Below are 15,021 nucleotides of genomic sequence, written 5' to 3' on the forward strand. Positions count from 1 at the left end.
GCACCTATCGACCCGCCCCCATTCCTCGCTTGCAACCCTGACCAGCCACTCGGCATGGGGGCTGAACGTCAGCACCTGTCGCATCTCTAACTTGCTAAAAACGTCGCATCCCTAACTTGCCAAAACACCATATATCGTTGAACATCGGTCGTTTGTATCCTGCCCTGATATCGATGGGACGAGCAAGATGCCTGCTTTGCATCGTTGATTTCAATCATTTCGAAGAATCGCACGACGTGGGAAACACACCCTGTATCACGGCGATCTGTCTTGGCATCTAAGACCAAAGCATGCGTGTACTGTCGGTCCATATAGGTTATTACCCGGGCGGCGTCGTAGTTCGCAAATGATCGGTAGCAGTATCTTGCTTTCGAGACAGCGAGCGCCATTTCCGGCTCAAGCCCGAATGGGACAGCCCGGATGGGACCGCCTGATGGGAAGGAAGGTAGATTTAAAGATGTTGGAAGCACGTATTCGAAACACTTCGCTTCGAGACAAGATCATTACCGCAGAACAAGCTGCGAGCCTTATCCAGGATGGCATGATCGTCGGCATGAGTGGATTTACCCGTGCTGGCGACGCCAAGGCTGTGCCGGTTGCTATGGCCGCTCGTGCCGCAACTGATCCCTTCAAGATCACGCTGATTACCGGCGCGTCGCTCGGTCACGACGTCGACAAGCTTCTCACCGAAGCCCATGTGCTCTCACGGCGCATGCCATTTCAGGTCGACAGAACCCTGCGTGCCGCCATCAATCGCGGCGAAGTGATGTTCATCGACCAGCATCTTTCCGAAACCGTCGAGCAATTGCGCTCGAACCAGATCGGTCCTATCGACTACGCTGTGGTCGAGGCTCTTGCCATTACCGAAAGCGGAGGGATCATTCCCACGACGTCGATCGGTAATTCCGCAAGCTTTGCCATTCTTGCCGACAAGGTCATCGTAGAGTTGAACCTCAATCAGCCGATGGCGCTTGAAGGTCTGCACGACATCTATATTCCGACGAAGCGCCCTTCCCGCGACCCGATACCGGTCACGGCATGCGACAGCCGCGTCGGCCTGCCCTATATTCCCATTCCGCCGGAAAAGATCGCGGGCATTGTCATCACACAGGAAAATGACAGCGCATCGACCGTGGAACCGGCCGACGGCGAAACGATAGCCATTGCGGGCCATCTGATCGAATTTCTGATGCAGGAAGTGGCCGCCGGACGCCTCGACCTGACGCTCAACCCGCTTCAGGCCGGTATAGGTACCATTGCAAATGCCGTATTGAACGGTTTTGCCGATAGCCCGTTCCATAATCTGCGCATGTATAGCGAAGTGCTGCAGGACAGCACATTCGATCTCTTCGATGCCGGAAAGCTCGATTTTGCCTCCGGATCGTCGATCACGCTCAGCCCCGCCTGCGGAGAGCGTGTCTTCAACAATATCGACCGTTACCGGGACAAGCTTATTCTGCGCCCGCAGGAAATCAGCAACCACCCGGAAGTTATCCGCCGTCTCGGCATTATCGGCATCAATACCGCGCTGGAATTCGACATTTACGGCAATGTGAATTCCACGCATGTCGACGGCACACATATGATGAACGGGATCGGCGGTTCAGGCGACTTTGCCCGTAACGCCTTCATCTCAATCTTCGTCACCAAATCTGAAGCCAAGAACGGTGCCATATCCTCCGTCGTTCCCATGATCACGCATGTCGATCACACCGAGCATGACGTGGATATTCTCGTGACGGAACAGGGCCTTGCCGATCTACGCGGCCTCGCCCCGCGTGAACGCGCACGTGTCATCATCGACAATTGCGCACACCCGGATTATCGCTCGCAACTCAACGATTATTTCGACCGTGCATGCGCGCGCGGCGGGCACACGCCTCACCTGATCGAAGAGGCTTTTAGCTGGCATCAGCGCCGCCGCGAGACCGGTAGTATGCGCGGCTGATTATCGGGAAAGTCTGGCGCCATTCGGCGCCAGTTTGGTTTAAGTTCTTGCTTATAAAGCGGAACCTTCTGTTCTTTGGGACGTTAACCGGCACATTGTTTTTGGATTGGAGACGATGTGCCGGTTGCAAGAGCCCTGCTCTTTCTCCCGGTTTGAACGGGCTCAATCGGACGGCGCGGAGGAACGGTCGTCGGTTAAGCAACGCAACCCCAAGTTCCGGGAAGGATCAGACCGCCTATGTCCATCCTCATCAGCCTTCTGATAACAATTCTTGTTATCTTCCTCGTACTTTATCTCATCAATATGCTGCCTCTGGATGCCAAGGTCAAACAGATCGCTCAAATTATCGTGATCATCATCGGCATCATTTCGCTTCTGAAATACTTGGCGGTCTTCTGATTCAAGCTATCAATAGCCAAAATCCCGGAGCGTCATGCCCTTCGACGCTCCGGGATTTTTACACGATCCTCTGATAGCTATTTCCTGATTTATATTAGCTAGTTGCGATTTATGTCTTATCGAGGCGGTTCTTTTAAACATAGTTGTGCTTAATTACATTTCCTCGTAATATATAGCCATCATGCTACCTATGATTGTGTCATTAATGGCACTCATAAACAAAAAATTGTAGGAAGTGCGTGATAGTGTCTTTCCCCTCTCAGGCGTTCCTTTTATAAGGCCCGCAAAATATAACCCGTTCATTCAGGGTTCAGGCGGGGTCGTTGATCATCCTCACTCAGGGTTGGGAGTGCGAGGGAATGAAGAAGACTGCTCTTATGAAAGCAGCACTGATAACGCTGTCTGTCGTTGTGTTCTCTTTGGGAGCAACGGCGATAGTGGCTTATTCAGCTGGCGTTACGCCAGGCATCATTGCACTCAGCCTCAGCGCGGGCATTCCCGCAGCGACGGCCTTCCCTTCCCTTGCCTATATTTTTCATCAGCATAGCAAGCTGAGAGATGCATATCTCCAGCTTGAAAAAGCCCATGTTGAACTGCAGGCACGGTCGCGGATTGACCATATGACCGGCCTTCTTAATCGTGAGGCACTGTTTGAAGCCATGAAGATCAGCCGGTCACGTATCGAAACCGGCACCTTGCTTGTTATTGATGCCGACCATTTCAAGGCGATCAACGACACGTTCGGCCATGGCGTTGGCGACCGTGCGTTGAAACTGATCGCCTTCGCGCTTCAGAATGTGACGCGAAAAGGCGACCTTGTCGGACGTATCGGTGGAGAGGAATTCTGCGTTTTTCTGCCGGGCGCCAGTGGCGAAACAGGTATGCGCGTTGCACAGCGCATACGCGCAGAAGTAGAAAACACGCCTTTTCATACGACCGAATATCAGGTTTATCCGTTGACGATCAGTATCGGTGTTGCTTCTGCACCCAAGAACGAAACGAACTCGCAAGTGCTCAGCCGCGCAGACCGTTGCCTCTATATGGCCAAGCAGCGCGGGCGCAACTGTGTGGTCTTCGATGAGGAAAGTGGACGCCTGGCCAGCGCGTCGGTCGTCTCTATCGCCAGTGCCCGCGAAGTGGCGCGCGGATAGCGCCAGCTTCATTTCCAGGGTTCGACGACTTCTTCGGACCACCCAACCGGCACGAATCCCATTTTCTGGTAGAGCTGCAATGCGCGCGGACTGTCGAGCGTGTTGGTATGGATCGTCACCTTTTCCGGCCCGTGCGCCCAGGCGGCTGAAATCCCCTCGTTCAGGAAGAACTTGCCGAGGCCCCGTCCCTGAAAATCATCGATGAGACCGAAATAGACAATTTCGGCAGCTTCCGGCAAAGCCGACAGGTCGAGTTCGACAAAGCCTGCCGGACAGCCATCCGCGTAGAGAACGTGGATTTCAGTCGTATCGGCATGAATTACGGCTGCAACTTCCGCGTCAGTCTGAACACGTCGCATCATCCAGTGATGCTTGCGACCGATCTGTTCATAGAGATAGCGATAGTAATGAACCGGCATGGCACCCGCACGCATGATCGCGAGTCGGATGCCAGACGGCACTGGCACCTGAGTGGCCTGACGGGCAGACATTTCCAGATGGGTAATGCGGGCTGTCAGTTTTTCGGTCATGCTTATTCGGCTTCACCGGTGACAACGGGCGTATCCTGCCTGCTGCCCCATTCACTCCAGGAGCCGTCGTAAAGACGATTATCCGTGTGACCGACCGAGGCCAGCGCCAGCATGATGACCGCCGCCGTTACGCCGGAGCCACAGCTTGTAACCACCGGCTTGGAAAGATCGACCCCGGCTTCATCGAAAATCTTGCGCAGGCTCGCCAGATCCTTCAACTCACCGTTTTCGGACAAGGTGCCGACGGGAACGTTGCGCGCTCCAGGCATATGGCCGGAGCGCATGCCCGCACGTGGCTCGGCATTGCGTCCGGTGAAGCGACCGGCTGCGCGTGCGTCGGCGATCTGCGAGCGTCGTTCGTCCACGATTTCGCGCATCTGCTTGAAATCAACGACTACCGCCTCGTTGAACGAAGGCGTGAACAGCGTCGGCGCAATCTTTGTCACATCATCGGTGACCGGGTAACCGGCCTTTTTCCAGCCGTCGAAGCCGCCATCAAGTACATAGACATTCTTCACACCCATCACGCGGAACATCCACCAGACGCGCGGTGCGGAAAACATGCCGACTCCGTCATAGACAACAACTGTCTCATCAGCCGTGATTCCCATGGCTCCGACATGCTGCGCGAAAAGCTGTGGCGACGGCAGGGTGTGAGGCAGACCGGATTCCTTGTCAGCAATCTTGTCCTGATCGAAGAATACGGCGCCCGGAATATGTCCGGCGTTGTACTCGCCCTCACCATTGCGTCCAGCAGCCGGGAGATACCAGGAGGCATCGACAATCGCGAGGCCAGGCTTGCCGAGCCGCTCTTTCAACCAATCCTGTGAAACGACGAAGGCGCTTTTCTCTACCATGGGTCAACACTCCTCAAGCATATTTCGCAAAACCGGAAACATGCGGAAAACAATGGGTTCAGGCTTCTGGCAGAGCGCCAAAACGAATGCGGAACCGGCGGTTTTCCTTGCCCTTTTTCTCGATCTTGCCGATGTGGATTTCACCCACTTCCTGCGTTTCGGAAACGTGCGTGCCGCCGCAAGGTTGCGAATCCACCACACCGTTTTCACCGATAAGGACAAGACGTATACGACCGAGCCCGACCGGCGGACGCACATTCTTCGACTTCACGATATCCGGATTTGCAAGGAATTCTTCATCGCTGATCCAGCGAATGGCAACCGCGTCATTCGCGTTCACCCGTTCCATGAGCTTTTCCGTCACGAATTCCTTGGTGTAGCTTGCATCGGGAAGGTCGAAATCAACGCGACTTTCATCCTCGCCCACCGCAGCGCCAGTAATCGGGAACGGGCAGACAACGGAAAGCAGGTGGCATGCCGTATGCATCCGCATCAGCTTGTAGCGACGCGGCCAGTCGATATGCAGGACCAGTTTTTCACCGACGATAGGCAAAGCCTGCCCTTCTGCCGGAATATGAATGATTTCGTTCTTGTTTTCGCCGGTAACAGTCGCCGCTATCTCGATACGAGAACCGTCAGCGCGTTCGAGAAAGCCGATATCGCCCGGTTGGCCACCGGAGGTCGCATAGAAATTTGTCTGGTCGAGAATAATCCCGCCCGTTTCGGTAATGGCGAGCACCGTGCCCTCCGCCGTTGAAAGATAGGAATCTTCGCGGAAAAGCGCTTCGGTCTCGTATGCCATGATTATCCCTCGAACGGTATGTCTATCTCGGTCTTCCTCTCCAGCCATCCCGGTACAGGCAAATCTTTGCCGCGCAGGAAAGCAGGATTGAACAGCTTGGACTGGTAACGATTACCATAGTCGCAAAGCACCGTCACAATTGTGTGGCCCGGCCCGAGATCTTTTGCAAGCCGGATTGCACCTGCAATATTGATACCCGAAGAACCACCGAGGCAAAGCCCCTCATTTTCCACGAGGTCGAACACGATATCGAGCGCCTCCGCGTCGGAAAGGCGATAGGAGAAATCGGGGGTGAACCCTTCGAGATTGGCAGTAATACGCCCCTGCCCGATGCCTTCTGTAATCGAGTCGCCTTCGGCTTTCAGTTCGCCTGTCGTATAGAAGGAATGGAGCGCGGCTCCATATGGATCGGCAAGTGCGATCTTGATGTCGGCATTGTGGTCTTTCAGGCCGAATGCAGTACCGACAAGCGTTCCGCCCGATCCGACAGCGGCGACAAACCCATCCACCTTGCCGTCGGTATCGCGCCAGATTTCCTGCGCCGTGGTTTCGATATGGGCCTGCCGGTTGATCGGATTATCGAATTGATTGGCCCATACCGCACCATTGGGTTCGCTTTTGGCAAGTTGCTCGGCCAATCGTCCCGACAGGCGTACATAATTGTTCGGATTTCGATAAGGTGCGGCTGGAACTTCAATCAGTTCGGCGCCAAGCAGGCGCAGGGCGTCCTTCTTTTCCTGGCTCTGCGTTTCGGGAATAACGATAACGGTGCGATAGCCAAGCGCTTTTGCAACCATCGTGAGGCCAATGCCGGTATTGCCAGCCGTACCTTCAACGATGACCCCACCGGGTTTCAGAAGCCCGCGCTTTTCGGCATCGCGAATAATATAGAGCGCAGCCCGATCCTTCACCGACTGGCCGGGATTGAGAAACTCGGCCTTGCCGTAAATTGCGCAACCTGTCAGTTCGGAAGCCTTCTTCAAATGGATCAATGGCGTATTGCCGATAGCGTCGAGCACCGATTGGAACATGGCTTCCGTCCTTCCTGTTTCGCAGAGGAAGTTATGAGGAAGCGCCCTGTCCTTCAAGCAAGCATGGAATATTTTTCCAAGCGGTGGCGCAAATCAAAACTCATCCTGTGGCTATAAATAGAAAAGCCGCCCGGAATGGGCGGCTTTCTGGAAAAATATTCAAGGCAAGCTTATGCTGCGCGTTGTCCGCCATTGCCGTTTGCGTTGCGACGCTTACGACGGAACGGACGCTTTGCTTTTGGAGCACCTTCACCGCTCGCGTGAGCGCCTCCGCGCTGGTCGCCTGACTTAGGGGCGGCACGGCGAGGCTTCTGCGGCGTTCCACCTTTGCGATGCTGGGTCTTCTGAGGGCGTTCGCCCGGAGCCACTGCGCGCGGTGCTGGTGCGGGTGCAAGCTCCACAGGTGCATCCTTGATCGGAAGCTTGTTGCGCGTCACACGCTCGACGGCTCTCAGCTTGGATTCCTCCGCTGCCGGATCGTAGAGTGTGATTGAAGCGCCACTGGCGCCATTGCGGCCAGTACGGCCGATACGGTGCACATAGGTTTCCGGCTCGTCAGGCAGATCGTAGTTCACAACATGGCTGATGCCCGGCACGTCGATACCGCGTGCGGCAATATCGGTTGCAATCAGAATCCGCAGCGATCCATCACGGAATCCGTTCAGCGCGCGCTGGCGTGCATTCTGCGACTTGTTGCCGTGAATGGCGGCAACTTCATAGCCGTCGCGCTCCAGATGACGAACCACTGCATCGGCACCGTGCTTCGTACGGGTGAAGACGATGACCGAACGCATAGCCTTGTCACCCAGCAGTGCGGACAAAAGACGACGCTTCTCCTTGGTGTGCACAGGATGCACGACCTGCGTGATTTCGGCTGCCGTCGTTCCCTGCGGAGCGACTTCGACGCGGACCGGATCACGCAGCAGGCTTCCAGCCAGAGACGCGATTTCTTTCGGCATGGTGGCCGAAAACAGCGCGGTCTGACGGTCGGAGTGGGTTGCCTTTGCGATGCGCTTCACATCGTTAATGAAGCCCATGTCCAGCATGCGGTCCGCTTCGTCGAGAACAAGCCAGCGCGTCTGCGAAAGGTCCACCAGACCGTCACGCATCAGATCGGTCAAGCGACCTGGCGTCGCGATCAGAACGTCAATGCCCGGTGCGATACGCTTGATCTGCGACAGTTTGGAAACGCCACCAAGAACAAGCGCTGTCGAGATATGCGCGTGTTTGGAAACATTGCGGATCGTCTGCTCGATCTGCACTGCAAGTTCACGCGTCGGTGCGAGGATCAGGGCGCGCGCGGTCTTCGGACGGCGCTTGTCGCCGAGGCCGATGATCTTCTGCAGGATCGGCAAGCTGAAAGCTGCGGTCTTGCCGGAGCCCGTCTGCGCAATGCCCAGAATATCGCGCCCCTCAAGCTGATGCGGGATCGCCTGCAACTGGATCGGCTTCGGCTCGGTCATGCCAGCGGATTCGACGCCCTTGAGCAAAATGCCGGTAACGCCAAGAGCGGCAAAACCGCCCGTAATTTCTTCTGTCAATTCAATCTCTTTCGGCGGCACCATGATGTCATGGGCCGCATCCAAATGTCGGTCAAGCGCAACTTGCCGAACTCTATCTGTACAATGATAACGACGGGACGCCGAAGTCTTCAAACTCCTGGCGACTTGCGCTGCCGTGCCCGAACATTTTCTCGGGTCTCCCCGCTTCCGGACCATTCCGAAAGACAGAGGCGAGACGCAACAAGTCCAATGCCGGGAAAGCCGACGAAAGCGTCGGCCCATGCGCCTGACGCGGCATATGGGGTGTTTTCGCCGAAAAAGCAACCGATTTCGCTTAAACCATCAAAATCAGATGATGAAATCAGCGAGTACCTGATTGTCCGTGATGTCCTGATAAGCCCAACCGGCTTCTGCGAATTTCTTTTCCAGGAGCTTGAAGTTTGATGCGTTCTTCGTTTCGATGCCGATCAGCACGGAACCGAAATTGCGCGCCGATTTCTTCAAATATTCGAAACGCGCGATATCGTCTTCCGGTCCCAGAAGATCGAGGAATGAACGAAGCGCACCCGGCCTCTGCGGAAAGCGGAAGATGAAATATTTCTTCAAGCCTTCGAAGCGCAATGCGCGCTCACGCACATCCGGCAGGCGCTCGAAATCGAAATTGCCGCCCGAGACAACAATGACGATGCGCTTGCCTTTGAGGTCACTCTTCTTGAAATCCTTCAACGCATCGATGCCGAGTGCGCCCGCCGGCTCAAGCACGACACCTTCAATATTGAGCATTTCGATAATCGTTGCGCAAAGCCGGTTTTCCGGAACCGTTATGACAGTTTTCGGATCAAACCCTTTGAGAAGCTTGAAGTTTTCCTTGCCGATCTCGGCAACAGCCGCACCATCGACGAAATTGTCGACATGGGTGAGCTTGATACGCTTGCCTGCTTCAAGACTTCCTTTCAGGCTCGCTGCGCCCTGCGGTTCGATAAAGCGGAAATTCGTCTTCCAGCCCAGATCGGAAACATATTGCGTAACGCCGCCAGACAGTCCGCCGCCGCCGACAGGCAGCAGGATAAAGTCGGGCTTCGTTCCTTCCGGCAATTGTTGTTCGATTTCCAGCGCCACCGTCGCCTGTCCCTCAACAATGCGGGGATGATCGAAAGGCGGAACCATCACGCCTTTCTGGCTTGCGGCAAATTCCTGCGAAGCGGCATAGCAAACATCGAAAATATCACCCACCAGCTTGATTTCGATGAATTCACCACCAAAAGCGCGGGTCTTGTCGATTTTCTGCTGCGGCGTCGTAACCGGCATGAAAACCACACCCTTGCGGCCAAAATGACGGCAGACGAATGCAAAGCCCTGCGCGTGATTGCCTGCGGAGGCGCAAACGAACACCGCGTTTTTGTCGGTCGTTTCGACAGCCTTGGAAATAAAGTTGAAGGCACCGCGAATCTTGTAGGAGCGGACAGGCGTGAGGTCCTCGCGCTTGAGCCAAATTTCCGCACCGTACTTCCGCGACAGATAATCGTTGAGTTGCAGCGGCGTTTCGGGAAACAGCGCGCGCATTGCCTTTTCGGCCTCGAATACGGATTTGACGAAGGCGGTCATCATTCGACTTTCTGCATTTCCTGCGGGATTTTACCCATGGCTACATGGGTTTAACAATGCAGACAAGGTTGAAGGTCCGAACTTGAGCTGGAATGCATCGTTTGACCAGATAGATTTGCGACCGGTTACCCTCTGAAACCGATGTGGTGTCAGGCCGCTAAATCAACAATTCAAAGCAGGAGTAACTATAGTGGTGCCCGCAGCCGGACTTGAACCGGCAAGCCCAAACGGGCGGCGGATTTTAAGTCCGCAGTGTTTACCAATTTCACCATGCGGGCATCGCTTGGGTATGCGCGTCCTTAGCAATTAAAAGGAGAGCTTTCAATGGCAAAACCGTGGGTTAGTCGTGGGAAGGAACTGTCAGTTTTAAGGGGAAGCGCTATCGCTGTAGCCTGACCTGTAAACATGAGCGGCAGTTGATGCGATCAACGCGCTGAAGATCGAGTTCGACAAGGCAAGCGTCAACATCCCATACGCTCAGATCACTTACCATGTTGTCAAAAAGACAATAAAACAGAAGGCACTAAGTAAGCTCTCTAACAGTCTGCATGAAAAAAACCGCAGACTGACGCTGCGGCTTTTCTTTATCGAACAGGAGCTTAGCCGTGCAGCTTTGCGGTAATCTCTGCAACGCGTTTACCCTGGAACCGGGCACCATCCAATTCTTGCTCCGAAGGCTGGCGGGAGCCGTCACCATCGGCGGTTGTCGTCATCCCATAAGGAGCACCGCCGCGCACCACATCGTTACCCATCTGCCCTTGGTAAGCATAGGAAAGCGGGACGATAATCATACCGTGATGCTGCATCTGCCACTGCGTGGAAATAAGCGCCAGTTCCGCCCCACCATGCTGGGTGGCTGTTGAAACCATCACCGACCCGACCTTGTTGATGAGCGCGCCCTTTGCCCAAAGCCCGCCGGTCTGGTCGAGAAAGTTCTTCATCTGAGATGCCATCATGCCGTAGCGGGTGGCAGTACCGATGATAATGGCATCATAATCTGCAAGTTCAGCCGGCGTGGCAATCGGCGCCTCCTGGTCAACCTTATAGTGCGAAGCCTTCGCGACATCAGGCGGAACCAACTCCGGCACCCGCTTGATCGTGACTTCCGCACCGCCTTCCCTTGCCCCCTCAGCGGCAGCCTTGGCCATTTTTTCCATGTGACCATAGGCCGAATAATACAACACCAGCACTTTAACCATGTGACGTCTCCATATCCCGTTTTGTGAGGCCCCAACCTCGAAAGGTTCAATTAGGGGAGCGGCCTTCTTTGAAAAGACGCAACTTCTCGCAAACCAAGGAAATGCTGAAATAAAGCAGTTGCAGCCTTGTCCTGCTGGGGCTTAACTGATGTCAGAAATGGAGTCTGGATATGACCAACAATCCGCAGCAAGCCGTCAGGGCCGCCATGCTGGCAATTGGCGACGAGCTTCTCTCAGGCCGCACCAAGGACAAGAACATAGGGCATCTCGCCGATGTTCTCACAGCGGCAGGCATTGATCTCAAGGAAGTGCGGATTGTCCCGGACGAGGAAGCGGCCATTGTAGCGGCTCTCAATGCGTTGCGGCCGCATTATGACTATGTCTTCACATCAGGCGGGATAGGCCCTACCCATGACGACATTACCGCCGATGCGGTTTCCGCAGCCTTTGGCGTGCCGTGCATCTATGATGAGAAAGCCATGAAGCTGCTCGGCGACAATTATGCAAAGCGCGGACTGGAATTCACCGACTCACGCAAGCGCATGGCGCGCATGCCACAAGGGTCGGAGCATATAGCGAACCCTATCTCCGCTGCACCCGGTTTTCATATCGGCAATGTCTATGTGATGGCGGGCGTGCCGTCCGTCTTTCAGGCTATGCTCGACAATGTGCTGCCCACACTGAAAACCGGTCGCAAACTTCTGTCCAGATCGGTGCTTTGTCCCTTTGGCGAAGGCGTGATCGGCGCTCCATTGACGGAAATTCAAAAGGAAAACCCCGAGACGATCATCGGTTCTTATCCGAAATTCGAGAATGGACGCTTCAGCACGGAGCTGGTTGTCCGCGGCAGCGATCCCGAAAAAATAGATACGGCAATCGATGCAATCGAAAAAATGATCTCATCGCTGGAAACCGAAGGAGCTGCTTAATCCTTTGCAACCTTTTGCCCGCGCAACTCGTTGCATTATATGCTAAAATAGAAGAACAACCGGAAGGAGTTCGGTCATGTCCTACAAGACGGTGGTTGCCTATTCTCGCAGTGAATCCGAGTTGAAGCGGGTTGCGTCCGCCGTTGGACTTCTAAAGCAGAAGGTGCCCGATATTCATGTTATCGGGCTTTATTCCATTCCTTCTCCCATTGTCTACGCCGACCCGAACGGCTTCATCGATCCGGGAATGTTCGAACTGCATGACAAGCAGCACAAGGAGCTTTCCGAAAGACTGAAACATGTCTTCGAAGAGGAAATGCGCCGTCAGGGCATCAATTATGAATATCGCATCACGCGTTCGGAAACGGGCACAGCCGCAGATGGCGTGCTGACGGCATGTCTTGGAGCAGAAATGCTGGTCGCGGGACAACCCGACCCGGACGATCCCGCCACCAATGACGAAACCGCCGATACGATTGTTTTCAATTCAAGCTGCCCCGTTTTGCTGGTTCCCTATGCACCGGTGCTGCAGATGGTTTCGCTCGACCGCATCGTCGTCGCATTTAACGGCAAGCGGGAAGCGGCCCGGGCCGCTTTCGACGCCCTGCCCTTGATGAAACATGCAGACAGAACGGAAATCGTTTGGGTCGACCCGCCGGAAATCGAAGGCGAGGATCAGGCTTTGGCGAGCCATGATATTGCAGAGTCGATATCGCGGCATGGCATTAACGTAACCCCTGCGGCCATTGCATCCAACGGGCGCTATGCGCAGGATGCATTGCGGGAACATATCATCGCGGAACGCGCTGATCTTCTGGTAATGGGTGCTTACAGTCATTCGCGGCTGCGAGAACTGGTTTTTGGCGGCGTGACACGATCCATGTTGAACGAGCTGCCCATTCTCACGCTTTTCTCGCGTTAGAGGACACTATTAAAGCCAGTTTGATCCGACAACTGGCATCAGATGACACGACGCGCTTGCAAGAACACCATTTTTGCGGTTATCAGCATCACCCGGCGCTGACTGTGCCGGGTGGAGAGCCTTTTCCTCTCCCGCCGCCCGCCTGAAATGGGCGCGGATGAAGAAAAGCTGCAGATCCTGACAGTTACAGCGCTTGGCAATCCGTCACAGCGCATTTTTGGTTTTTAAAGGTCCGGAGAACGAACTCCGGATCGTTCCACGGAGCGTTTCGATGTCCTTGCCAGATAAAGCCTTTCCCGTTTCATGGGATCAGTTCCACCGCGATGCCCGCGCCCTCGCCTGGCGTATTTCCGGCATGAATCGCGATTGGCATGCAATTGTCGCCATCACGCGTGGCGGACTGGTTCCGGCAGCAATCGTTTGCCGCGAACTCGGTATTCGCCTCATCGAAACCGTCTGTATTGCCTCCTATCATGATTACACGTCGCAAGGTGACATGCAGATCCTCAAGGGCGTGAGCGAAACGCTTCTGGAAAATGGCGGCGAAGGCGTCATCGTTGTTGATGATCTGACCGACACCGGCAAAACCGCAGCCATCGTGCGCGAAATGATGCCGAAGGCCCATTTTGCAACGGTCTATGCCAAGCCTAAAGGCCGTCCACTGATCGATACCTTTGTAACAGAGGTTTCTCAGGACACCTGGATCTACTTCCCGTGGGATATGGGCTTTACCTATCAGGAGCCGATCGCAGGCGACAAGCGCGGCTGACACGTTGCGCATCCGGTCAGAACCGGTGCAAACTCGATATTCGTTTTATGAAAACGCTACGAAACGAAAACAAATGAACGCGGTTGCGGTGATATTTCCGCCGCAATCGCACCTTATGGAAAGCGCTCCGAAATAACGCCGATTGAGAGCGGATAGCGTTTTTAAAGCAGCCATCCCTTCCCATAATTTTAGTAATATCTTTAAAATAAAAGCTTTTTTCGGATATTTTCAAAGGTCTGTTGCCTAACTAATCTGTTGTTATTTTGGCGAATCGGATCATGCTATTTAAAAAAGGGGATTTTCGCGGTGAAGACGCAGGCCAAACAACTTATTGCAACCGAAAAGCGTATTCTAACGCCTTCGGGTCGTTTGCAGCAGGTTGCGGCGCTGGTCTATCGTCGCGACATGGGTGCCCTCAAGGTTCTCGTCATCACGAGCCGCGGAACAGGCCGCTGGATCATCCCCAAGGGCTGGCCGCAGGTTGGTCGCACACTGGCGGAAACAGCGCTTCGCGAAGCCTATGAAGAAGCTGGCATCCGTGGCGAAGTCTCACCCGTACCAATTGGCAGTTTCTGCTATTGCAAGACGGATCTTCCGCCTGAACGCATAAACCAGTTCACGGCAGCGGTATTCGCGGTGCAGTTTACCGGGCAGGAGAATGATTGGCCTGAACGGGATCAACGCATCTGTGAATGGGTGTCGCCGCAGGAGGCGGCCCATCGTGTTGAAGAAACCGAATTGAAGCAGATATTGAACCAGTTTGGTGATTCGGGGATCGCTGCGGCTGCCGAGTGAGTAACTTGCAGCCTGCACTGCCAACATTTATTCTGTATAGCGTTCTTTTCGTGGGGATTTCCGCCTTCTTCGGCGCATTTCACCGAAATTCCCCCTCAAGCTGCCGCTACAAGCGACTCTTCTGGCTCCCAAAACCTTGTAGCCGGCTTGGTTCGCAAAAGTGTCGCTTCTCCCCGTTATCCACATTTGCCCCAAGCTGTTACGCACAATATCTAGATGCTGGAGTGTTGCAGCAAACCATTGCTTGACGGTCGCATCCGAGTCGTTTTTTATGGAGCTATCGTTGCGTAGGTAGCGTGATCGGATGTTGTAATCTGCCGGTCTTTTTTTCGGTCAAGTTGAGTATCGAACGGGCGTAGCGCTTTGAAAGTGCGATTTTCGCTCGGTGCTTTCTTGCGCCCAGAATCTGGGCGTGCCGGTCTCTGGAGAAGCAGATGCAGCGTCGAGCAGAAACAGCGTTAACACTAGATTTAGTATTTGCGCTCATGCTCCTTACAAGATAAGGTATTTTTCGTTCCGCTGATTTTGAACTTCGATAATGCCAGCAAGGTTGCAATTAAGCTCCCCTGAGGCGTTTTTTCG

At 54.5% G+C, this 15,021-nt stretch carries 14 protein-coding genes and 1 tRNA gene; 7 read left to right on the top strand and 8 right to left on the bottom strand.

What is annotated here, in order from left to right; all coding sequences use genetic code 11:
• Nucleotides 1–457 precede the first annotated feature (457 nt).
• The 3 genes from F9K91_RS18025 to F9K91_RS18035 all read left to right on the top strand — a co-directional run bounded on the left by F9K91_RS18025 (nucleotide 458) and on the right by F9K91_RS18035 (nucleotide 3,498).
• Entirely contained in the window at nucleotides 458–1,948 is a 1,491-nt protein-coding gene (locus F9K91_RS18025; protein ID WP_151651237.1) for an acetyl-CoA hydrolase/transferase family protein, read from the top strand.
• A 237-nt stretch (nucleotides 1,949–2,185) separates the two neighbouring features.
• Nucleotides 2,186–2,347, top strand: a complete 162-nt coding sequence (locus tag F9K91_RS18030; RefSeq protein WP_151554930.1) for a Thivi_2564 family membrane protein — start codon at nucleotides 2,186–2,188, stop codon at nucleotides 2,345–2,347.
• Between the two features lie 359 nt (nucleotides 2,348–2,706).
• Nucleotides 2,707–3,498: a GGDEF domain-containing protein gene (locus F9K91_RS18035; RefSeq protein WP_151678367.1), complete on the top strand. Its 792-nt coding sequence runs from the start codon at nucleotides 2,707–2,709 to the stop codon at nucleotides 3,496–3,498.
• Between the two features lie 8 nt (nucleotides 3,499–3,506).
• Here F9K91_RS18035 and F9K91_RS18040 read toward each other — a convergent pair whose 3' ends face one another.
• The 8 genes from F9K91_RS18040 to wrbA form a co-directional block, all read right to left on the bottom strand.
• A complete protein-coding gene (locus F9K91_RS18040) occupies nucleotides 3,507–4,028 on the bottom strand; it encodes a GNAT family N-acetyltransferase (RefSeq protein WP_151643476.1) in 522 nt (173 codons plus the stop codon).
• A gap of 2 nt (nucleotides 4,029–4,030) precedes the next feature.
• Nucleotides 4,031–4,885, bottom strand: coding sequence for a 3-mercaptopyruvate sulfurtransferase (gene sseA, locus F9K91_RS18045; RefSeq protein WP_151678368.1), 855 nt, complete (start codon nucleotides 4,883–4,885; stop codon nucleotides 4,031–4,033).
• Between the two features lie 58 nt (nucleotides 4,886–4,943).
• Nucleotides 4,944–5,687, bottom strand: a complete 744-nt coding sequence (locus tag F9K91_RS18050) for an alanyl-tRNA editing protein (protein WP_151678369.1) — start codon at nucleotides 5,685–5,687, stop codon at nucleotides 4,944–4,946.
• A 2-nt stretch (nucleotides 5,688–5,689) separates the two neighbouring features.
• A complete protein-coding gene (locus F9K91_RS18055) occupies nucleotides 5,690–6,718 on the bottom strand; it encodes a cysteine synthase A (protein ID WP_151554926.1) in 1,029 nt (342 codons plus the stop codon).
• A gap of 170 nt (nucleotides 6,719–6,888) precedes the next feature.
• Nucleotides 6,889–8,283 (bottom strand): DEAD/DEAH box helicase, encoded by a 1,395-nt coding sequence (locus F9K91_RS18060; RefSeq protein ID WP_192799219.1) that lies wholly within the window; start codon nucleotides 8,281–8,283, stop codon nucleotides 6,889–6,891.
• Nucleotides 8,284–8,568: 285 nt separating this feature from the next.
• Nucleotides 8,569–9,828, bottom strand: coding sequence for a threonine ammonia-lyase IlvA (ilvA, locus tag F9K91_RS18065; protein WP_151554925.1), 1,260 nt, complete (start codon nucleotides 9,826–9,828; stop codon nucleotides 8,569–8,571).
• Between the two features lie 188 nt (nucleotides 9,829–10,016).
• Nucleotides 10,017–10,103, bottom strand: a tRNA-Leu gene (locus tag F9K91_RS18070).
• 321 nt (nucleotides 10,104–10,424) lie between these two features.
• Complete coding sequence (wrbA, locus tag F9K91_RS18075; RefSeq protein WP_151554924.1) at nucleotides 10,425–11,024, bottom strand: NAD(P)H:quinone oxidoreductase type IV; 600 nt, start codon at nucleotides 11,022–11,024, stop codon at nucleotides 10,425–10,427.
• A 170-nt stretch (nucleotides 11,025–11,194) separates the two neighbouring features.
• Between wrbA and F9K91_RS18080 the strand changes: the two genes are divergently transcribed.
• From F9K91_RS18080 to F9K91_RS18095, 4 genes are all read left to right on the top strand, one after another.
• On the top strand, nucleotides 11,195–11,953 hold the full coding sequence (locus F9K91_RS18080; protein WP_151554923.1) for a competence/damage-inducible protein A: 759 nt from the start codon (nucleotides 11,195–11,197) through the stop codon (nucleotides 11,951–11,953).
• A gap of 76 nt (nucleotides 11,954–12,029) precedes the next feature.
• Nucleotides 12,030–12,875, top strand: a complete 846-nt coding sequence (locus tag F9K91_RS18085; RefSeq protein ID WP_151554922.1) for a universal stress protein — start codon at nucleotides 12,030–12,032, stop codon at nucleotides 12,873–12,875.
• Between the two features lie 271 nt (nucleotides 12,876–13,146).
• Nucleotides 13,147–13,644, top strand: a complete 498-nt coding sequence (gene gpt / locus F9K91_RS18090; protein WP_061346287.1) for a xanthine phosphoribosyltransferase — start codon at nucleotides 13,147–13,149, stop codon at nucleotides 13,642–13,644.
• Nucleotides 13,645–13,950: 306 nt separating this feature from the next.
• Nucleotides 13,951–14,439, top strand: a complete 489-nt coding sequence (locus F9K91_RS18095; RefSeq protein WP_151554921.1) for an NUDIX hydrolase — start codon at nucleotides 13,951–13,953, stop codon at nucleotides 14,437–14,439.
• The last annotated feature ends 582 nt before the right edge of the window (nucleotides 14,440–15,021 follow it).

The sequence above is a fragment of the Brucella tritici genome (assembly GCF_008932295.1).
Taxonomy (GTDB): Bacteria; Pseudomonadota; Alphaproteobacteria; order Rhizobiales; family Rhizobiaceae; genus Brucella; species Brucella tritici.